Source organism: Streptomyces sp. NPDC001515 (genome assembly GCF_053597115.1).
In genome coordinates this window covers 80,744-100,805 of record NZ_JBSFHN010000007.1, presented here as the reverse complement: position 1 = coordinate 100,805, position 20,062 = coordinate 80,744, and the positions used below count along the sequence as shown (strand labels likewise).

Below are 20,062 nucleotides of genomic sequence, written 5' to 3'. Positions count from 1 at the left end.
CTTTATATTTTTTTTTTTTTTGTGTTTTTCTTGTTGGGTCTCGCGCTCGGGGGGGGGGGGGGGCCGCGGGGGGGGGGGGGGGGGCCCCCCGGGGCGGCGGGGGCCCCCGCCGCTCACTGACCCACCCGTCCGTCCACGCATTCGCGCAGCAGATCGGCGTGGCCGCAGTGGCGGGCGTACTCGTCGATCCGGTGCACCATCAGCTCCCGCACCGCGATCTCCTCCCGCCCCAGCCGCACCCCCAGGTCGGTGTGGACGGCCAGTTCGTCGTCGAGCGCGGCCTGCTCGCGGGCCAGATCCGCGAAGGCCGACTCGACCGCGGCCGGATCGGCCACCGCCCCGTCGAAGTCCGCGTCCTTGGGACCGTACAGCCGCGGCAGCCGCTCCTCCTCCCGGATCCAGTTCCGCCAGTCGCGCTCCACCTCGGCCAGATGCCGTACCAGACCGAGCAGCGACATCGTCGACGGCGGAACCGACCGCCGCGCCAGCTGCTCCGCGTCCAGCCCCTCGCACTTCATCCGCAGCGTCAGCCGGTAGTCCGCGAGGAAGTCCCGCAGCGTCTCCGCCTCCCCCTCCGGGCCCGGCCCGTCGCGCTCACGGGGATCCTTGTCCGGATCCGTCCACATGTCGGGATAGACGGTCGCGCTGGTCCAGCGTGCGGGTCGGTCGCTCATACGGGTCATCGTCGCGGACGCGGGGGGCGGAGGGCCACAGGTTTTCGGCGAGGGGGAGGACAGGACCGGGCGCCCGGGGTCCCGCCCGGCCGCCCGGTCTACCCATCCAGGCCCTCGACCAGCGCCTTCGTGAACACCGCGCGGTGTTCCGCCAGCCACGCCCGGCGGCGGTCCCAGCGTTCCCAGGTGCCGCCGCGTTCGTCCCATACGCGGGTGTACGCGGGGTCCCCGTCGGCGAGCTTGCGGGCCACGAACGCCCGGCAGGCGGCGGTGGCCTCCTCGATCACCCGGGGCAGCGCGGCCCGCTCCGGCGCGGGGAGGCCGTAGCCGTCCGCGAGGACGCGGAGCCTGCGCGGTACGTCGAGCCCTTCGGGGTAGGTCCCGGCCCCCGTCGCGGGGTCGACGGCGGGGGCCCAGTACAGGGCGGCCATCGCGAGGTCCCAGAGCGGCCGGCCCGGGGCGGCCAGGTCGAAGTCGATCAGGGCGGCGGCGCGGCCGTCGCGGAAGACGACGTTCTCGGGGCAGACGTCGTTGTGGCAGAGCAGGGGGCCGCCCTGAGGGTCGGACAGCTCGTCCGGCCACGGGGCGTGCGTGTCGAGCGGGACGTCGGCCGAGGCGTCGTGCAGTCGGCGGAGCAGTGCGCCGACCGAGCGCAGGGCGTCCTCCGTCATCGCCCAGGACGGGAACGGGGGGAGTGCGACGTCTCCAGGGAGGAAGGTCAGCCGCTCCCGGCCGTCCGTCACGGGGCCGACGGGCAGCGGAGCCCCGTCGAAGCCGTGTGCGCGCAGGGCGTGGAGGTGGGCGTGGAGAGCGGGGGCCGAGCGGGGGGCCGGGCGTTCCACCAGGTCGCCCCGGCGGACCACCGCGCCCGCGTTCACCATGCCGCCGGTCAGCGGCTCGGTGTCTTCGCCGGCCGGTGTGCCGGTCACCGGGCACCCGGGAGACGGACGGTCATCCGTACGCTCACCTCGTCGCCGGTCGCCAGCGCCTGCGACCGGCGCACCGCCGCCTTCAGCGGCAGCAGATAGCCGCCGTCCCGGGGGAACAGCGAGGTCGTGAAGGCGGTACCGCCGATCCGTGCCTCGACGGGCACGGCACCCCAGCCGTAGGTGGCCATCGCCGCCACCTCCTGGATGTCGGCGGCCTGTTCCTCGGGCACGGTGGCGAAGAAGAACGGCGAGGGGCCCCGCCATTCGACGACGCGGCCGGTGAACTCGACGTGCATGGGATCGATCCGCTCGGTTGAGAAGGGTCCGGAGCCCGCGAGCGTACCGGGATTGGGCCGCCGTCCGCCGCCCTCAGCGCTCCCAGTCCCAGGCACCGACGTAGGCGGCCGTCCCGGAACGCCGGGCCTCCGCGACCGCCTCCAGGCGGACGAAGTCCTTCCGGGGCATGAGTCCGCGCCACCGCGCCAGCGGAAGGACCCGGGCGGTGTCGTGCTCGGCCGGATCGAGGGTGACCGCGTCGAGCTGCGCGCCGGTGAGCCGCCCGCCGTCGAAGACGAACCCGATGGTCGCGTACGGCCATTCCGCCCCGGGCTGGCCGAACACCGTGGCCAGCAGCCGGGGCGGACCGTCGAAGACGATCCCGGTCTCCTCCCGGCACTCCCGCAGCGCCGTCTCCCACGGCCGCTCGCCCGGATCCATCGTGCCGCCGACCAGCTGCCAGGGGTGGCTGCGCGAGTACACCGCCCTGAGCTGGAGCGGCCGTTCGTCCTCGTCGGTGAAGTACAGACAGGCGAAGGCGGTGGCCTTCAGCACCGTCTCGGCGTACTCCTCCGGCGGCAGCCAGCCCGGGATCCCTCCGTCGGGCTGCTGGGGAAGGTGCGGCAGGTGCGGCGCGTGCACCGGGGAGGTGGGCATGGAAGCTCCGATCGTCGGTCCGGGCCAGGGTTCCGGCACCCTGTGAACGCCCGTACAAAAAGGCCGGTAACGGCCGGGACGGGAGGACGCGGCGAACGGATGTCCACGCCGCCGGTGCGGCCCCCTCACGCCCCCCCCGGCCCCGCCGGGGCCGATGCCCCCACCACACAGAACCGGCCACCACGACAGGAAGCAATGTGGCCGGTAAAAACGCGTGGACTCGCCGGACGCGACGGCGGGAGACTGGGGCGAATCGCCCACCTTCCTCCCTCCCACTCCGACACACCGCCGCCGACCGCGCGGGGGCCGTTGCCGGCGCGTCGCCGTGGGCGGAGGGACCCACCCGGGGCGTGGGCACACCGCACGACGACACAGGGTTGGCATGGGTACGCCTCAGACGCACGGAGGGCCCCGCAAGGGCTCCGTCCTCCTCGCACTCCGCTACTACGGACGGGAGTTGACCCGCCGAAAACGGATGACCGCGCCGGCGATGCTGCTCCCGGCGCTCGGCAACATCGGGATCAGCTACGTCGCACCGCTCGTCGTCGCGAAACTCGTCGGCCGGATCGCCGACGACTCCGGCCTCTCGGTCCGCGCGATGCTCCCCTACGTCGTCGGCTTCGCGGTGGTGCTGCTGCTCGCCGAGACCTGCTGGCGCATCGGCCTGCACTTCCTCAACCGGCTGGACGCGCTCGGCATCGAGAGCCTCTACGTCCAGGGCATGGACGAGCTGTACGCCAAGGACGCCACGTTCTTCCACGACAACTTCGCCGGATCGCTGACCAAGCGGGTCCTGAGCTTCGCCTCCCGCTTCGAGGAGTTCATCGACACACTGACCTTCTCCGTCGTCGGCAGCCTCGTCCCGCTGATCTTCGGCTCCGTGGTGCTGTGGCGCTACGAACCGCTCCTCGTCGTCGGACTGCTGACGATGATCCTGGTGACCGGGGTCTGCGTCGCCCCGCTGATCCGGCGCCGGCAGGCCCTCGTCGCCCGGCGCGAGGAGGCCATCGCCCGGGTCTCCGGCCATGTCGCCGACAGCCTGATGAACATGGACACGGTCAGGGCCTTCGCCGCCGAACGGCGCGAGGCCGCCGAGCACCGCTCACGCGTCGCCGAATCGCGCCGGCTCACGCTGAGGTCGTGGGACTACGGCAATCTGCGCATCGACACTTTCGTCGCGCCCATGTCCGTGCTGACCAACGCCCTGGGCCTGCTGCTCGCGGTCGCCCTCGGGGGTGGGGGCAACGGCGTGGAGGCCGTCGTCGTCGCCTTCACCTACTACTCCAACGCCACCCGGATCATGTTCGAGTTCAACCAGATCTACCGGCGGCTGGAGAGCTCGATGACGGAGGCCGCCCAGTTCACCGAACTGCTGCTGACCCCGCCCTCGCTGACCGACCCCGAGCACCCCGAACCGCTGCTCACCCGCTCCGCCGACGTCCGCTTCGAGCGGGTGACCTTCGCCCACCCCGGCGCGGGGCCGCTCTTCGAGTCGCTGGACCTCGATGTGCCCGGCGGGACCAAGATCGGCCTCGTCGGCCGGTCCGGCGGCGGCAAGACCACGCTCAGCCGGCTCCTGCTGCGGATGTCGGACGTCGACGGCGGCCGCATCCTCATCGGCGGCCAGGACATCAGCCGGATGCGCCAGGCCGACGTGCGCGCGCAGATCGCTTACGTTCCGCAGGACCCGGCGATGTTCCACCGGACCCTCCGGGAGAACATCGCCTTCGCCCGGCCCGACGCCACCGAGGCCGAGATCCGCCGCGCGGCCAAGGCGGCGCACGTCACCGAGTTCGCCGACGCGCTCCCCGAGGGCTTCGACACCATGGTGGGGGAGCGCGGCATCAAGCTCTCCGGCGGACAGCGCCAGCGCGTCGCCCTCGCCCGCGCCATCCTGCGCGACGCGCCGATCCTGCTGCTCGACGAGGCCACCAGCGCCCTGGACTCCGAGAGCGAGATCCTGGTCCAGGAGGCGCTGTGGCGGCTGATGGAGGGACGGACGGCCCTCGTCGTGGCCCACCGGCTCTCCACCGTGGCCTCCATGGACCGACTGGTGGTCCTGGACCGGGGCCGCATCGTCGAACAGGGCTCGCACCACGAACTGCTCGCCACCGACGGGGCGTACGCCAAGCTCTGGCAGCACCAGTCCGGCGGCTTCCTCGACGACCCCGGCCAGCCCGCCGCGGCGCGCTGAACCCGGCCCGGCGCGGCGGTCCGTCCGCCGCGCCGGACCCGTTCACAGCCAGCCCGAGCGCTGGGCCCGCAGGGCCATCTGGAAACGGTTCGCCGCGCCGAGCCGCGCCATCAGCGTCGACAGCCGGCGGAAGAGCGTGCGCCGGCTGACGCCCAGCTCCCGGGCGATCACCTCGTCGCTCGCCCCGCCCGCCAGCAGCCACAGCAGCCGCCGGTCCGCCGGGGCGAGGCCACCTGGCCGGGCGGTGCGCCCGTGGAACGGCAGGGCGCCGGTCCAGGACTGCTCGAACAGTGCCACCAGCGCCGAGAACAGCCCGCACGGCCGGACCACCAGCATCGTGTGGTGCACGTCGGCCTCCCGGATCGACAGCGAGACCAGCGCGTACGCGTCGTCGATGATCACCAGCTTGACCGGCACCGACGGCAGTACCCGCGCCTGCTCCCCGGCCCGGACGCACGGCTCGATGACGTCCCTGAGGTGCCCCGGATGCTCCAGGGACGCGCGCGAGTACACGACCCGCTGCGTCACCCCGCGCGCCAGGGTCGCCAGGGCGTCCTCGGTGGCGCCGGGCAGCGGGACGTAGGGCGGGGACTCGAACTGCCGGATCTGCTCCCGCGCGCTCGCCCACGCCTGCCGGATCCTCGGCCCGACCGCGTCCCCGGTCACCACCTCCACCAGATCGCCGGGGGAGGCCGCCAGCCGCTGCCGCCGGAACGCGTCGAACGCTCCGCCGACCGCGATCCGCGACTCCTCGACCTCGGCCGCCCGGTGCCGGGCCAGCACGTCGAGCCCCGCCGCGGGCGGCACCGGGACCACCACCGCGCCCGCCCCGTCCGCCGCCCCCGCCAGCCCGGCGTCCACCAGCGCGGCGTACGCCTCCGCCAGCTCGGCGCCCTCCAGACCGGCCGCCTCCCCGATCGCCTCCAACGGGGCGGGCGCCCGCTCCAGCAGCGCCAGATACACCCGGCGCGCCGGCCCGTCGATGCCCAGGAGCCGCAGCGCCTCGCCGAGTCTCTCGTTCGTCATGGGCGCCACTATGACGCCTCCCGGGGCCCTCTCCCGACGACGCCCGCCACCGGCCCCGATCCGTCCCGGCCCCCGCCCCACACCCCCGTCACCATGGGCCCCGGCGCCGGTACGCCTCCCGGCCGACCCGCCCCGACGAAGCCGCCCGCGCCCTCCACGAGCCCGGCGGTCCACCGGAACGGTGACCTCCGACGGCCGATCGGTGCCACTGGCACGATCGGGCGCCACGGGGCCGGAACGGCCGATAGCCTCCGGGAGCCGACGACCGGCGACGGCGAGCGCACCCACCGGGCGCGCCCCGGACCCGTCGGGAACGGCCCGGCCGCGCCCCACCGGCGCCCACCGGGCCCCCGACCCGTCCCGCGCCGCAGGAGACCGATGCGACGAAGGAGCAAGACGTGGCGAAAGGCCGGAAGAACCGCCTCTACCCGGAGATCTCGCCGGAGCTGTCCGCGCTGATGCGGACCGGCTGGGCGGACACCGAGCGGCACGACCTGGCCCCCGACGAGCAGGCCCCGTACGCCGCCCGCCGGCGGGCGGCCCTCTCCGCGCGCTTCCCCGGCGAACGCCTCGTCGTGCCCGCCGGGCGCCTCAAGACCCGGTCCAACGACGACCCGTACCCCTTCCGCCCCTACTCCGGCTACGTCCACATGACGGGCGACCGGGCCCGCGACGGCGCCCTCGTCCTGGAGCCGCGCGCCGACGGCGGACACGACGCCTACTGCTTCCAGCTGCCGAGGGACAGCCGGGACGACGACGAGTTCTGGACCGGGCCCACGGCGGAGCTGTGGATGGGCCGGCGCCGCTCGCTGGCCGAGGCGGAACGCGTTCTCGGCCTGCCCTGCCGCGACGTCCGCACCGCCGCCGACGACCTCGCCGCCTCCGACACGCCCACCCGCGTCGTCCGGGGCGTCGACCCCGTCCTGGAGGCGGCCCTGCGCACCGACGCGGACCGTGACGCCGAACTGGAGGAGGCCCTGAGCGGTCTGCGCCTCGTCAAGGACGACTGGGAGCTGGGCGAACTCCGCAAGGCCGTCGACTCCACCGTGCGCGGCTTCACCGACGCCGTCGCCGAACTCTCCACCGCCGTCGCCTCCTCCGAGCGCTGGATCGAGGGCACCTTCCTGCGCCGCGCCCGCCTCGAAGGCAACTCCGTCGGCTACGGCACCATCTGCGCGGCGGGCGACCACGCCACGATCATGCACTGGACGGACAACGACGGACCCGTCCGTCCCGGAGAACTGCTGCTGCTGGACGCCGGGGTGGAGACCCACACCCTCTACACCGCCGACGTCACCCGCACCCTGCCGATCAGCGGCACGTTCACCCCCGTCCAGCGCACGGTCTACGACGCGGTGCACGAGGCGCAGGAGGCCGGATTCGCGGCCGTCAAGCCGGGCGCCGCCTACCGGGACTTCCACGAGGCCGCCCAGCGCCACCTCGCCGGACGCCTCGTCGACTGGGGCTTCATCGAGGGACCGGCCGACCGCGCGTACGAACTGGGCCTCCAGCGGCGCTTCACCATGGCGGGCACCGGCCACATGCTCGGCCTGGACGTCCACGACTGCGCCGCCGCCCGCTGCGAGGAGTACGTCGACGGCGTCCTGGAGCCCGGCATGGTCCTCACGGTCGAGCCCGGACTGTACTTCCAGCGCGACGACCTGACCGTGCCCGAGGAGTGGCGCGGCATCGGCGTCCGGATCGAGGACGACCTGGTGGTCACCGCCGACGGCCACGAGAACCTGTCGGCGGCCCTGCCCCGGTCCGCCGACGAGGTCGAGGCGTGGATGGCCCGCCACGCCGGATGAGCCCGGCCCCCGGGCGGCCGACCGAGGGCCGGGCCCCGGGGACGGGGGCCGGCGTCCGCGAGCCGGCGGCCGGGGGCTGGGGGCGAGGGCTGACGGGCCGGGGCGGCAGGACCGTTCCGGCCCGGTCGCCCGCCCCGCCGGGCGACTCGTACGCTGGCCCCGTGTCCGCCCACCGTCTGCACCGCGCCGCCGTCCTCGTCCTGGAGGGCGCGAAACCGCTCGACGTCGGAATCCCCGCGCAGGTGTTCACGACCCGCGCGAGCATGCCGTACGAGGTCCGGGTGTGCGGCGCCGCACCCGGCCTGGTCACCGGAGGCGACGGACTCTCGTACCACGTCGCCGACGGCCTCGACGCGCTGGAGTGGGCCGACATCGTCTTCATCCCCGGCTACCGCCGCCCGGACCGCGACGACCCGCCGCGGGCCGTCGTGGACGCGCTCGTCGCCGCCCACGCGCGGGGCGCCCGGCTCGCCGCGATCTCGACGGGGGCCTTCGCCCTCGCCGCCACCGGACTGCTGGACGGCCGGCGCGCCACCACGCACTGGCACTACGCACGGGCCCTGGCGGCCAAGCACCCGCTGATCCGGGTCGACGAGAACGTGCTCTTCGTCGACGAGGGCGCCGTCCTCACCTCGGCCGGGGCCGCGTCCGGCATCGACCTGTGCCTGCACATCCTGCGCGGCGACCTCGGCGTCGCGGCGTCCAACCACGCCGCCCGCCGGCTGGTCGCGGCCCCCTACCGCAGCGGCGGCCAGGCCCAGTACGTCCCCCGCAGCGTCCCCGAACCCCTCGGCGAACGCTTCGCCGCCACCCGCGAATGGGCGCTGCACCGGCTCGGCGAACAGCTCACCCTCGACGCCCTCGCCCGGCACGCGGCCGTCTCCCCGCGCACCCTGTCCCGCCGCTTCGTCGAGGACACCGGCTACACCCCCATGCAGTGGGTCATGCGGGCCCGCGTCGACCGGGCCCGCGAACTCCTGGAGCGCTCGGAGCACAGCGTCGAGCAGATCGCCGCCGAGACCGGACTCGGCACCGGAACCAACCTCCGCCTGCACTTCCAGCGCATCCTGGGCACCACACCGAGCGAGTACCGGCGGACCTTCGCGCGCGCCGAATGAGCCCGGCGGACGCCTGGCGGGATCCTTTCGAACCGTGGCGCCCACGCCGCTGCCGGGGCGGCGTCTTCCGAGCGAACCTGGGTGACGAAACGAAGGGACATCGCTCATGACTCGCATCGCCATCAACGGATTCGGCCGCATCGGACGCAATGTGCTGCGCGCCCTGCTGGAGCGCGACACCGACCTGGAGGTCGTCGCCGTCAACGACCTCACCGAGCCCGCCGCCCTGGCCCGGCTGCTCGCCTTCGACTCCACGTCCGGCCGGCTCGGCCGGCCCGTGAGCCTGGACGGCGACGTCCTCGTGGTCGACGGGCACCGCATCACCGTGGTCGCCGAGCGCGAGCCGGCGAAGCTGCCCTGGAAGGCTCTGGACGTCGACATCGTCCTGGAGGCCACCGGCCGCTTCACCTCGGCGAAGGCGGCCCGCGCCCACCTGGACGCGGGTGCGAGGAAGGTGCTCGTCAGCGCTCCGTCCGACGGTGCCGACGTGACGCTCGCGTACGGCGTCAACACCGACGCGTACGACCCGGAACTGCACACGATCGTGTCGAACGCGTCCTGCACCACCAACGCGCTCGCCCCCCTGGCCGCCGTCCTCGACGAACTCGCCGGGATCGAGCACGGGTTCATGACGACCGTGCACGCCTACACCCAGGAGCAGAACCTCCAGGACGGCCCGCACCGCGACCCGCGCCGGGCCCGCGCGGCCGGGGTCAACATCGTGCCGACCACGACCGGTGCCGCCAAGGCGATCGGCCTGGTCCTGCCGAACCTCGACGGCAAGCTGTCCGGGGACTCGATCCGGGTGCCCGTACCGGTCGGCTCGATCGTGGAGCTGAACACCACCGTCGCCCGGGACGTGACCCGCGAGGACGTGCTGGCGGCCTACCGCGCGGCGGCCGAAGGCCCGCTCGCCGGGGTCCTGGAGTACTCCGAGGACGCCCTGGTCTCCTCCGACATCACCGGCAACCCTGCCTCGTCGATCTTCGACTCGGCGCTGACCCGGGTCGAGGGCCGTCACGTCAAGGTCGTCGCCTGGTACGACAACGAGTGGGGCTTCTCCAACCGCGTCATCGACACGCTCCAGCTCCTCGCCCGGGGCTGAGCCCCGGCGCAGCCCGCCCGGCGAGCGTCCCGAGGCCGTCCGCCGCGCCCGCGACCGGGTGCGGCGGACGGCCTCGCCGCCGTCAGGGGGCGATCGCCATGGCGAAGAGGTGCACGTTCCCGTTGGCGGGCAGGACCACGAAGTCCACGGTCCTGTCCGGGTGCAGCGGGACGGAGTGCGCGAAGACGCGGTACTTCACCGTCGCGTTGCCGTACCCGTCGGGCCGGTTGCGGCCGTCCGTGGAGGCGACCAGGGTGGCGCCGTGGGCGTCGGCCGGGTCGAACGACCAGTTCGGGAAGCCGAACGAGCCGGTCGTCGTGGTCCCGTCGGTGTAGTACACGGTGGCGCTGCCCGTGGCCCCGCTGCCGACGCCGGACCCCAGGAACACCAGCGCGGAGCCCCGGCCCGGGAGGGCGACCGCCTGTCCGGCGCTCGACACGTTGTCCTTGGTGCCGGCGGGCACGTCCGGCCAGGTCAGCTCGGCGCCCAGGGCCTCGACCCGGGCGCCGGGGGTGAGACCGACGGCGGCGAGCTTCTGGGCGGAGAAGCTGTTGCCCTCGCCGTCGTAGTTGCCCGGCTTCGGGTCCGCCTCGTCGGTGATCGCGACCGCGTTGTACGCGGCGGCCAGGTTCGCCTGCGGCGCGCCGGAGCGTTCGGTGCGGGTGCCGGTGGCCGTGCCGAGGCCGTCACCTCCCTGGTACGTCGCCGTCGCGGTGAACGTGCGGATCACGAACCCGGAGCGCTTCTCCGGCACCTGGATCCGGAAGGTCGTGGACGCCGAGGTGCCGGTCGCCAGGGACCCGGACACGCTCCGCACGGCCGGCTGGACCGCCCAGCCGACCGGACCGCGGAAGGACACCGTCAGTGAACGCAGGCGCTGCGGGGCCGTGTTGCGGACGGTGACCTCCACCTCGGAGACGGCGGGTCCGTCCAGGTCCACGGCCGAGACGGTGACCTCGGTGCCCGGAGCGGACGCGGCGGCGGGTGCGGCGGGCGCGGCGGTGGCCGCCTGGGCGGGGACGAGCAGGACGGCGGCTGCCACGGCGGCGGCGCGCAGCGGGGCGATCAGTCGGGCCGGTCTCATGGCGTGCTCCTTCGCGGGGGCGTTCATCGGACGACGGGGGGCATCTCGGTGGTGCGGGAGTCGAGACCGGTGCGCAGATTCACCCAGGAGCCGCGGGTGAAGTCCGGGACGTCCACCGGACGCCCCTTCGCGGCGAGGGACATCACGCTCAGCGGCACCGGGGCGCACCACGAGGCGGAGTCGTACACGTCGATGTCGGGCACGAGACCGGCCCGCATCAGCTGGACCGTGCGCCACTGGAGGACGTAGTCCATGCCGCCGTGGCCGCCGTTGTTCGCGGCGTCGTCACCGATCTTCTTCCAGAGCCAGTGGTCGAACTCCTTGAGATAGGCGTCGAAGTCGCGCCAGTAGTCGCCGCTGTGGTCGGGCTCGACGTAGATCCGGGCACCGGTCGGCCCGTCCCCCGCGTAGTCCTCGAAGATGCCCCGGCTGCCGACGAGCGTGTTGATCCTGCTGTACGGGCGCGGCGCGCTCACCGCGTGCTCGGCCCGGATGGTCCGGCCCTGCGCCGTCCGTATCTGGCAGGTGACCAGATCCCCGTTGACGTACGTCTCCTTCCACGACGGGTGCGACGCCGGCATGAAGCGCTCTCGGTAGTCGGCGAGCCCCTTCGGCGCGGTCGCGGTCGCGGTGAGCGTGGTCATGCGGTCGCCCCGGTTGATGTCCATGGCCGCGGCGATCGGGGCGAGGCCGTGCATGGCGTAGAAGGAGGCGGTGGAGCGGGTGTGCCAGAGCCGGCGCCAGGAGTCGGTGTAGTACGTGTCGGAGAACAGCAGCGCGCGCAGATCGTGCATGTAGCCGCCGTGACCGTTGGTCAGCTCCCCGAACAGGCCCTCGTGGGCCATCTTGAGCATCGCCAGCTCGTTGCGGCCGTAGCTGCAGTTCTCGGAGAGCATCAGGTTGCGGCGGGTGCGCTCCGAGGTGTCCACGAGGTCCCACAGCTCGTCGAGTTCGGTCGCGATGGGGAGTTCGACGACGACGTGCTTGCCCGCCAGGAGGGCCGCCTTGCCCTGCGGGTAGTGGAACTCCCACGGGGTCGCGATGTACACGAGGTCGATGTCGTCGCGCTTCAGCATCTGCGCGTAGCTGTCGGCGGACCCGCCGAACTCCGCGGGGCGCGGCTTCCCGGCCGCCACCAGCCGGTCGGCGGTGCGCGTGGCGCGGTCGGCGCGGATGTCGCAGACGGCCGTCACGACGGCGCCGGGGACGGCGGCCCAGCCGGTCGTCATCCCCGAACCGCGGTTGCCGAGCCCGATGACACCGACCCGGACCGTGTCGTACGCCTCGAAGGGGACGCCGATCATGGACTTCTGACCGGCCGCCCGGCGCGGCACGGCGGCGGTCGCCGGGGCCGCCGACGCCGGGGCCGCCGATCCGAGGCCGACGGCGAGCGCCCCCGTGGCCAGTGTTCCTCCCAGGACCGAACGGCGTGAGATTTCAGGGATTTCGGGCATGCGGCAACGCTCCTCATGACGAGACCGGCATCACTGGCGGGACGACTCTCGCGGGAACGACCGTGACATGTCAATAGTTGTTCATCGGGGCCGACTTTCGAGCATTAGCGTGCAGGGGGCGACCGTCGTGATGTGTGCCGAGCACGGGTGGTGTCACGTCAGCACCCCGGAAACGTCGGCCGACCGGGACGGACACAGGCCGCTCGGACGGGCGGGGCCGCTACGCCCCCGGGCGGCACAGCCGCACCAGTGCCTCCTCGTCCCCGAATCCGCCCGCCTTGATCAGCACGGTGAAGCCGGGGCGCCCGTGCGGGGTGGCGCGGGCGACACCCGGTTCGGGCTCGTCGATCAGATCCAGCCCGTCGATCCCGAGCGCCGGCAGCACGGTCGCGGCGGTCTCCCCGCCGGTGACGACCAGCGCGTCCACCAGCCCCTCCGCGGCCAGCGCCCCGGCGGCCGAGGCCAGCGTCCGGGCGAGCGCCCGCGCCGCGCCGGGGGTGCGGCGCTCGTCCGGGGTGCGCAGGGTGAGCACGCGGGCGGTCAGCGCGCGCAGCGCGGCCACCGCGGCCCCGGCGTCGTCACCGGCGACGACGCCCGCCGCGCCGCCCCGGCGGTGCAGCGCCTCCACCTGGAGCCGGGTGACCGGATTGGCGCTGCCCGCGACCACCAGCGGGCGGCGGGCCGGAGGGGGCGGGGGAGCGGCCGGGCCGCCGCCCGGGAACCGGCGGGCGAGCGCCTGCGCGAGCCCGGGGGAACCGGCCCACAGGACCTCCATCGGGTTCGGCACCGCCGCCACCAGGCGGTCGAGGTCCGCGTCCGTCGCGGCCGAACAGATGAACAGCCCGCCCCCGCCCGTCGCCCCCGGCGGAGCGGGCACCCGCCCCGGCGCGAGGTGCGCCGCCTCGGGGAACAGCGTCCGCAGGTCCGCGCACCGCACGGGATGCGCGGGGTCGTCGGCGTACGCGCTCCGGTGCACCGGCACCCCGCCGACGTACTGCACCGCGTCGACCGTCACCCGGCCCTCCGCCGGGAAGGCCGGGGCGAGGACGACGGCCCGCCGCCCCGAACCCGCCCACGCCGCCCGGATCTCCGCCGCCACATGCCCGCGCAGCGTCGAGTCGACCGTCTTGAGCAGCACCGGGGAGCCGGCGAAGGCGCGCGCCGCCCGTTCCGCCCGCGCGGCGGCCGCCTCCGTGTCCAGCAGCCTGGTCGCCAGATCGACCGCCGTCACCCCGGCACCACCCGTGACCGGGCCCGCCTCCGACGCCGCGGAGAGCACGATCCGCGCCGGATGGCCGCCGCGACGGAACGGCGCCGCCCCGTCCCCCGCGCTCGTGAGGTCGTCGGCCAGCACGGCGATGTCCTGGCGATGCGTCGTACGGGATGCCATGCGTCCCCCTCCGGATCCGTCCGGCCCGCCGCCGGCCACCGGGGGACCGGCCTCCGGCCGCTGTCCGGCCCATGATCGACGACCGGCCGGTCCCGGACAACGCCCAGGTCGCGCGCGGCGGGGGCGCTTGCGGGCGGGCGGCCGGCACGGCAGGGTTCCGGGGTGTGGCCACTCTCCTGATCGTTCATCACACGCCCTCGCCGAACTGCCAGGCCCTCCTGGAAGCCGTGCTCGCCGGAGCGACGGCCGACGGGATCGAAGGGGTCCGCGTGGAGCGGCGCCCGGCGCTCGCCGCCACGGCCTCGGACGTCCTCGCCGCCGACGGCGTCCTGCTCGGCACCCCCGCCAATCTCGGCTACATGTCCGGCGCCCTCAAGCACTTCTTCGACCAGATCTACTACCCTTGCCTGGACGCCACGCGCGGCCGCCCCTTCGGGTACTACGTGCACGGCGGCAACGACGTCACCGGCGCCGTGCGCGCCGTCGACTCGGTCACCACGGGTCTGGGCTGGCGGCGGGCGGCGGCCACCGTGGAGGTCACCGGCGAACCCGCGAAGGCCGACATCGAGGCGTGCTGGGAGCTGGGCGCCACCCTGGCCGCCGGCCTGGCGGACTGACGCCCGGTCACCCGAGGGATCCGGGGCGGCGGGCCGGAACAAACGCGCACCGACGCGCTGTTGTGACCGGTGCGGCGACCGCCGTGACCATGATCCGGGACCATTGCGCGGCGACGCCGTCGCGCGTAGCGTTCCGGACAGGTCCCGAGTCAGGAGGGGAGGCGACGGTCATGCCCGAGTCCCGGCCGCCCGCCGTCGCGCTCGTGCCCCGCCACCGCGTCCACCTGTACTCCCGCCCGCACATCGACCTCCAGCGCGTGTCCGCCGCGCTCTGTCGCCCCTGATCCGTACCCCCGACGCCGCAGCCCCCCGACGGGGCCCGGCGATCCTCCACGGTCGATCAGGAAGGCACCCTCACGTGTCCGCATCGTCATGGCCGCACCCCGCCCGCACCCCGCTGCACCTCGCCGCCGCCCTCGACGGCGCCGGCTGGCACCCGGCCGCCTGGCGCGAGCCCGGCGCCCGCCCCGCAGAACTCCTCACCCCCGCGTACTGGACCGACACCGTCACCGAGGCCGAACGCGGCCTGCTGGACTTCGTGACCATCGAGGACGCCCTGCGCCTCCAGTCCACCCGCTACGACGGACCCGACGACCGCACCGACCGGGAACGCGGCCGGCTCGACGCCGTCCTCGTCGCGGCCCGCGTCGCCCCCCTCACCCGGCACATCGGGCTGGTCCCCACCGTCGTCGTCACCCACACCGAGCCCTTCCACATCTCCAAGGCCGTCGCCACCCTCGACTACGTCAGCACCGGACGCGCCGGCGTGCGGGTCCAGGTCTCCCCGCGCCGCACCGAGGCGGCGCACTTCGGACGCCGCACCTTCCCGGCCTTCGACATCGAGGACGGCGACACCCCCGCCGTCCGCGCCCTCACCGCCGAACTCTTCGACGAGGCCGCCGACTACGTCGAGGCGGTGCGCCGGCTCTGGGACAGCTGGGAGGACGGGGCGGAGATCCGCGACGCCGCCACCGGCCGCTTCATCGACCGCGACCGGCTGCACTACACCGACTTCGAGGGACGGCACTTCAGCGTCAAGGGCCCCTCGATCACCCCCAGGCCCCCGCAGGGCCAGCCCCCGGTCACGGCCCTCGCCCACCAGACCGTCCCCTACCGCCTCCTCGCCCGCTCCACGGACATCGGCTACGTCACCCCGCGCGACACCCCGCACGCCCGCGCGATCGTCGACGAGGTCCGCGCCGAACAGCGCGCCGCCGGACGGGAGGGCGAACCCCTCCACCTCTTCGGGGACCTCGTCGTCCTCCTCGACGAGACCCCCGCCGCCGCCGAGGACCGACTCGGCCGGCTCGACGCGGTGGCCGGGGCCGCGTACACCAGCGACGCCCAGGTGTTCACCGGCACCCCCGCCCAGCTCGCCGATCTGCTCCTGGACCGGCGCGAGGCCGGACTGACGGGCTTCCGGCTGCGCCCCGCCGTCACCACGCACGACCTCCCCGCGATCACCCGGGGCCTCGTCCCCGAACTCCAGCGCCGCGGCGCCTTCCGGACCGCCTACGAGGCCGACACCCTGCGCGGACTCCTCGGCCTCGCCCGGCCCGCCAACCGCTACGCCACCGTCTGAGCCGGAGGGACCACCGACATGAGCAGCGACCGCGCCACCGGCAAACCCGTCAAGCGGATCCACCTCGCCGCACACTTCCCGGGAGTCAACAACACCACCGTATGGAGCGATCCGCGCTCCGGTAGCCATATCGAGTTCAGCTCCTTCGCCCATCTCGCCCGCACCGCCGAACGCGCCCGCTTCGACTTCCTCTTCCTCGCCGAAGGGCTGCGCCTGCGCGAACAGGGCGGGAAGATATACGACCTGGACGTCGTGGGACGCCCCGACACCTTCACCGTGCTGTCGGCCCTCGCCGCCGTCACCGACCACCTCGGACTGACCGGCACCATCAACTCCACCTTCAACGAGCCCTACGAGGTGGCCCGCCAGTTCGCCGCTCTCGACCACCTCTCGGGCGGGCGCGCCGCGTGGAACGTCGTCACCTCCTGGGACGCGTTCACCGGGGAGAACTTCCGCCGGGGCGGGTTCCTCCCGCAGGAGGAGCGCTACTCCCGGGCCCGGGAGTTCCTGGCCACGGCCCACGAACTCTTCGACTCCTGGGACCGCGACGACCTCGTGGCCGACCCCGTCACCGGCACGTTCCTGCGGGACGCCCGCGCCGGTTCCTTCGCGCACCGGGGGCGGCACTTCGCCATAGAAGGGCGCTTCAACGTCCCCCGCAGCCCCCAGGGCCGTCCGGTGATCTTCCAGGCGGGCGACTCCGACGAGGGCCGCGAGTTCGCCGCCGCGGAGGCCGACGCGATCTTCAGCCGGCACGCCACGCTCACGGCGGGCCGGGCCTTCTACGCCGACGTCAAGGGCCGCCTCGCCCGCTACGGCCGCACCCCCGACCAGCTCCTGATCCTGCCCGCCGCGACGTTCGTCCTCGGCGACACCGACGCGGAGGCGGCCGAACTCGCCCGCGAGGTCCGCCGGCAGCAGGTCAGCGGAGCCACCGCGATCAAGCACCTCGAATTCGTGTGGAACCGCGACCTCTCCGCGTACGACCCCGACGGACCGCTGCCCGACATCGACCCCGACCCCGGCGAACACACCGTGGCCCGGGGCCGCGCCCAGGTCCGCATGTACCGCGACCCGGTCGCCACCGCCCGTGAATGGCGGGAGCTGGCGGCGGCGAAGAACTGGTCGATCCGCGATCTGGTCATCGAGACCGGCAACCGCCAGTCCTTCGTGGGCTCCCCGGACACCGTCGCCACCGCCATCGACTCCTTCGTCCAGGCCGACGCCGCCGACGGCTTCATCCTCGTCCCGCATCTCACCCCCGGCGGGCTGGACGGCTTCGCGGACACCGTCGTCCCCCTCCTCCAGGAACGCGGCGTCTTCCGCACCGAGTACGAGGGACCGACCCTGCGCGACCATCTCGGCCTCGCCCACCCGGACGCCGCCCGGACCCGGCGGGCCGCCTCGTGAAGTTCCTCGCCATCACCCTCGTCGCCCACGCCCCGGACCCGGTCACGGGGGTCCTGAGCTCCACCCACGAACGGTTCCGCGAGGTCGTGGACAACGCCGTGCTCGCCGAGGAGCTGGGCTTCGACGGCTTCGGCGTCGGAGAACGCCACGAGCGGCCGTTCCTCTCGTCCTCGCCCCCGGTGGTGCTCAGCCACATCGCCGCGCTCACCTCGCGGATCCGGTTGTTCACCGCCGTCACCACCCTCAGCCTGCTCGACCCGGTGCGGGCGTACGAGGACTACGCCACCCTCGACCAGCTCTCCGGCGGACGCCTCGACCTGATCATCGGCAAGGGCAACGGGACGGCCCAGCGCGAGCTGTTCCAGGTGACGGCCGACGACCAGTGGGACCGCAACACCGAGGGGTACGAACTCTTCCGCCGGCTGTGGCGCGAGGAACGGGTCACGGCGGCCCCGCGCTTCCGTCCGCCCCTGAACGAGGCCGAGGTCTGGCCGAAACCCTTCCAGCAGCCGGTCCGGGTCTGGCACGGCAGCGCCACCAGCCGCGCCTCGGTCGAGCTCGCCGCCCGCTACGGAGACCCGCTGTTCTCGGCGAACGTCACCCACCCCGTCGAACCGTACGCGGAACTGGTCCGCCACTACCGGGAGCGGTGGGCGCACCACGGCCACGACCCGGCCCGCGCCGTCGTCGGCGCCGGAACGGCCGGGTTCCACACCGCCCGGACCTCGCAGGAGGCCGTCGCCGCGTACCGGCCGGTCTACGAGGGGCACCGGGCCTTCCTTCGGCAGCACGGTGTCGAACCGGTCTTCACCACCCTGGAGGACTTCGTCGAGCGCAGTTCCGCCCTGATCGGCAGCCCGCAGCAGATCATCGAGAAGGTGCACCGCTACCACGAGGCGCTCGGCCACACCGTACTGCACCTGCAGGCCGACGCGGGCGGGCTCGGTGACGCACGCCACCGCGACTCGCTGGAACTCTTCCAGGCCGAGATCGCCCCGGTCCTGCGGCGCGAGATCCCCGATCCGCCGTTCGCCTGGGCCCCGGTCCGCCCCGCTCCCGTCGCCTCCGCGCACTGAGCCCGCCGTGCGGCGCCCCGCCACCCGGGGCGCCGCACGGGACGGTCCCCTCAGTAGGCTTCCCTCGCATGACCGACCCCGTCCTGCACCTCCTGCGCACCCGCCCCGAACTGGCCCAAACGGCCGCGTTCCCGTTCGACTTCGACGTGAGCCGGGCGTACCACGTGGAGGACGTGCATCTGGCGTCCGGCGCCTCCCTGGAGCCGATCGCCGGGGACGACACCGGAGGCACCTACTTCCTCTCGGGCGGCACGGCCGTGCTCTACGCCTCGTCGGAGGGCGACGCCGTGCTCATCGCGGACAGCGTCACCGAGGCGCTGGAGATGCTGGTGCGGCTGCCCGGCTGGTGCGAGGGGCTCACCGCCGACCTGGACGAGGAGGCGCTGCGGGCCGTCGTGCGCGCCTGCGACGACGAGGCGCGCGAGGAGTTCGCCCCCGATCTCGACGCGGACCGTGCCGCGCTCGTCGCCGGACTCGGCCTCCCGGACCGGCCGCTCACCGAACTCCTGGCCATGGCGGAGTCCGCCGCCGCCCGCACCGAACCGGACCACCTCCTCCTCAACTCCGCCGAACTCTGCGCCTACCGGCTGCCCGACGACGCCTACCGCATGTGCCTGCGGGACGTCGTCCTCGCCCCGGCGCGGACGGCCCTGGACCGGATGCGCGCGGGCGAGACCCTATCCGCGGCCGGCGCGGCGACCGACCCGGTGCTGCGCGCCGGAGTGCTGCGGGCCGCCCAGTTCGACCGCCGCGCGGACGATCTGCCGCTGCTGCGCGCCCTGTTGGAGGCCGAGTGCGCCGAGCGGACGGACCGGTTCGAGGAACGGCGGCTGGCCGCCGTCCTCGTCGCCCTGCACGGCGGCGACCAGGACGTGCCGCTCCTGCGCGAGGCCACCTCGGGACAGGTCACCGACGCCCGCACCGCCGTCGCCTGGGCCCGCGCCGAGGACGCGAGCCGCTACGGGCAGGACGCCGGGTCCGAGAACGACGTCACCTGGGCCGACCTGGCGCACCGCCAGGGCCTGACCGGGCACGCGCGCACGGCCCTCATCAGGATGCTCGACGACACCGGCCCGGACGCCGCACGGCTGCGCGAACTGAGCCGCGCCCTGGAGGCGATCGGCGAGCACGCCCAGGCCGCCCGCGCCGGGAGGAACCTGCTGTCGCTCCAGGACACCGCGACGGGCCGGGCCACCGAGGCGTACGTCCTGGCCTGGCTGGAGCGCCGCGCGGGCGACCTCGTCGCGTCGGGCCGGGCACTGGAATGGGCGAGGGCCGCCGTCGGCCTCGGCGGCCCGGCGCCCGACGAACAGGTGGCCGGATGGCACCGGCGCGGCCTCGGTCGGCTGATCACCGAACAGCACCTCGAACTCGCCCTGGCCGCCGCCGAAGTCGGCGACGCCGCCCTCGCACACACGACCCTGGCCCAGGCCCGCACCCTGCTCGACCTCATCGGCAAGGAATCGGCCAAGCGGCTCGCCCCCCTGTCCACCCGCGCCAGATGGGCGGTCGCGGCCCTGCGGACGCCTCGCCCCTGACGCACCCGGCCCGGCAGCGGTCCTTCGGCCCCCGGCCCCACCTGGAGCAGGCGATCTCGGGCACCGAGGCGCCGCCCCGTGCGCGCCCGTCCGCGCCCCGTCGGCAGGGCCGGTCGCCGGGACA

The 20,062-nt window shown here is 74.2% G+C and carries 18 protein-coding genes; 10 read left to right on the top strand and 8 right to left on the bottom strand.

Annotated features, from left to right (window positions below; genetic code table 11):
• Positions 1–113: 113 nt before the first annotated feature.
• The 4 genes from ACWCXC_RS10345 to ACWCXC_RS10330 all read right to left on the bottom strand — a co-directional run bounded on the left by ACWCXC_RS10345 (position 114) and on the right by ACWCXC_RS10330 (position 2,536).
• Positions 114–674, bottom strand: a complete 561-nt coding sequence (locus tag ACWCXC_RS10345) for a DinB family protein (protein WP_450887969.1) — start codon at positions 672–674, stop codon at positions 114–116.
• Positions 675–772: 98 nt separating this feature from the next.
• Entirely contained in the window at positions 773–1,555 is a 783-nt protein-coding gene (locus ACWCXC_RS10340) for a phosphotransferase (protein WP_450888159.1), read from the bottom strand.
• Positions 1,556–1,599: 44 nt separating this feature from the next.
• Complete coding sequence (locus tag ACWCXC_RS10335) at positions 1,600–1,899, bottom strand: DUF1905 domain-containing protein (RefSeq protein ID WP_450686107.1); 300 nt, start codon at positions 1,897–1,899, stop codon at positions 1,600–1,602.
• A gap of 73 nt (positions 1,900–1,972) precedes the next feature.
• The gene (locus ACWCXC_RS10330) at positions 1,973–2,536 is read right to left on the bottom strand and encodes an NUDIX domain-containing protein (RefSeq protein WP_450887967.1); all 564 of its coding nucleotides are present in this window, start codon (positions 2,534–2,536) and stop codon (positions 1,973–1,975) included.
• 382 nt (positions 2,537–2,918) lie between these two features.
• On the opposite strand from ACWCXC_RS10330, the gene ACWCXC_RS10325 reads away from it, so the two are divergent.
• A complete protein-coding gene (locus ACWCXC_RS10325; RefSeq protein WP_450887965.1) occupies positions 2,919–4,730 on the top strand; it encodes an ABC transporter ATP-binding protein in 1,812 nt (603 codons plus the stop codon).
• A gap of 42 nt (positions 4,731–4,772) precedes the next feature.
• Here the strand turns inward: ACWCXC_RS10325 and ACWCXC_RS10320 are convergent, their stop codons facing one another.
• Positions 4,773–5,756, bottom strand: a complete 984-nt coding sequence (locus tag ACWCXC_RS10320; protein WP_450887963.1) for a LuxR family transcriptional regulator — start codon at positions 5,754–5,756, stop codon at positions 4,773–4,775.
• Positions 5,757–6,154: 398 nt separating this feature from the next.
• On the opposite strand from ACWCXC_RS10320, the gene ACWCXC_RS10315 reads away from it, so the two are divergent.
• The 3 genes from ACWCXC_RS10315 (at position 6,155) to gap (ending at position 9,787) form a co-directional block, all read left to right on the top strand.
• Positions 6,155–7,564 (top strand): aminopeptidase P family protein, encoded by a 1,410-nt coding sequence (locus tag ACWCXC_RS10315; RefSeq protein ID WP_450686308.1) that lies wholly within the window; start codon positions 6,155–6,157, stop codon positions 7,562–7,564.
• A gap of 161 nt (positions 7,565–7,725) precedes the next feature.
• A complete protein-coding gene (locus ACWCXC_RS10310) occupies positions 7,726–8,682 on the top strand; it encodes a GlxA family transcriptional regulator (RefSeq protein WP_450887961.1) in 957 nt (318 codons plus the stop codon).
• Positions 8,683–8,788: 106 nt separating this feature from the next.
• Entirely contained in the window at positions 8,789–9,787 is a 999-nt protein-coding gene (gap, locus tag ACWCXC_RS10305; RefSeq protein ID WP_450686335.1) for a type I glyceraldehyde-3-phosphate dehydrogenase, read from the top strand.
• Between the two features lie 82 nt (positions 9,788–9,869).
• Here gap and ACWCXC_RS10300 read toward each other — a convergent pair whose 3' ends face one another.
• The 3 genes from ACWCXC_RS10300 to ACWCXC_RS10290 all read right to left on the bottom strand — a co-directional run bounded on the left by ACWCXC_RS10300 (position 9,870) and on the right by ACWCXC_RS10290 (position 13,715).
• Complete coding sequence (locus tag ACWCXC_RS10300) at positions 9,870–10,871, bottom strand: NEW3 domain-containing protein (protein ID WP_450887959.1); 1,002 nt, start codon at positions 10,869–10,871, stop codon at positions 9,870–9,872.
• Between the two features lie 23 nt (positions 10,872–10,894).
• Positions 10,895–12,325, bottom strand: coding sequence for a Gfo/Idh/MocA family protein (locus tag ACWCXC_RS10295; protein ID WP_450686339.1), 1,431 nt, complete (start codon positions 12,323–12,325; stop codon positions 10,895–10,897).
• Between the two features lie 220 nt (positions 12,326–12,545).
• On the bottom strand, positions 12,546–13,715 hold the full coding sequence (locus tag ACWCXC_RS10290) for a four-carbon acid sugar kinase family protein (RefSeq protein WP_450887957.1): 1,170 nt from the start codon (positions 13,713–13,715) through the stop codon (positions 12,546–12,548).
• A 164-nt stretch (positions 13,716–13,879) separates the two neighbouring features.
• On the opposite strand from ACWCXC_RS10290, the gene ACWCXC_RS10285 reads away from it, so the two are divergent.
• The 6 genes from ACWCXC_RS10285 to ACWCXC_RS10260 all read left to right on the top strand — a co-directional run bounded on the left by ACWCXC_RS10285 (position 13,880) and on the right by ACWCXC_RS10260 (position 19,938).
• Positions 13,880–14,332 (top strand): flavodoxin family protein, encoded by a 453-nt coding sequence (locus ACWCXC_RS10285; protein WP_450686018.1) that lies wholly within the window; start codon positions 13,880–13,882, stop codon positions 14,330–14,332.
• A gap of 170 nt (positions 14,333–14,502) precedes the next feature.
• Entirely contained in the window at positions 14,503–14,616 is a 114-nt protein-coding gene (locus tag ACWCXC_RS10280; protein WP_450887955.1) for a putative leader peptide, read from the top strand.
• Positions 14,617–14,690: 74 nt separating this feature from the next.
• On the top strand, positions 14,691–15,914 hold the full coding sequence (locus tag ACWCXC_RS10275; RefSeq protein ID WP_450887953.1) for an LLM class flavin-dependent oxidoreductase: 1,224 nt from the start codon (positions 14,691–14,693) through the stop codon (positions 15,912–15,914).
• Positions 15,915–15,932: 18 nt separating this feature from the next.
• The gene (locus tag ACWCXC_RS10270) at positions 15,933–17,324 is read left to right on the top strand and encodes an NtaA/DmoA family FMN-dependent monooxygenase (RefSeq protein WP_450686021.1); all 1,392 of its coding nucleotides are present in this window, start codon (positions 15,933–15,935) and stop codon (positions 17,322–17,324) included.
• Positions 17,321–18,400, top strand: coding sequence for an LLM class flavin-dependent oxidoreductase (locus tag ACWCXC_RS10265; RefSeq protein WP_450686022.1), 1,080 nt, complete (start codon positions 17,321–17,323; stop codon positions 18,398–18,400). The genes ACWCXC_RS10270 and ACWCXC_RS10265 overlap by 4 nt, the downstream gene beginning before the upstream one ends.
• 68 nt (positions 18,401–18,468) lie before the next feature.
• The gene (locus tag ACWCXC_RS10260; protein ID WP_450887950.1) at positions 18,469–19,938 is read left to right on the top strand and encodes a hypothetical protein; all 1,470 of its coding nucleotides are present in this window, start codon (positions 18,469–18,471) and stop codon (positions 19,936–19,938) included.
• Positions 19,939–20,062 lie beyond the last annotated feature (124 nt).